The following is a 226-nucleotide window of genomic DNA, read 5'->3' as shown; positions in this document are numbered from 1 at the left end:
CTATACTATAGAAGGAGTACCAGCAGGAACAGTAGATATCGTAGTAGATACAACTACTTTACCAACAGGTGCTACTTTAACAGATGGAACAGAGCCAACATCAGTAACGGTACCAACAAATGGTAGTGTAGATGCAGGAATAGATGGTTATACTACAGCCGGAACAGTAACTGGAACCGTATATAACGATGAAGATGGTGATGGAATACAAAACGGAACAGAAACA

Annotated in this window: 1 protein-coding gene; it reads left to right on the top strand. The window is 40.3% G+C overall.

Features of this window, described 5'->3' with window-relative positions; translation table 11 throughout:
• The coding region (locus ACVCZW_RS00400; protein ID WP_452231342.1) for a hypothetical protein at positions 1–226 on the top strand (226 nt) is incomplete at both ends.

This window comes from Lacinutrix sp. MEBiC02595, from assembly GCF_053601555.1.
Note: the sequence above shows the minus strand (reverse complement) of the source record. Positions and strands in the feature narration are given on the sequence as shown.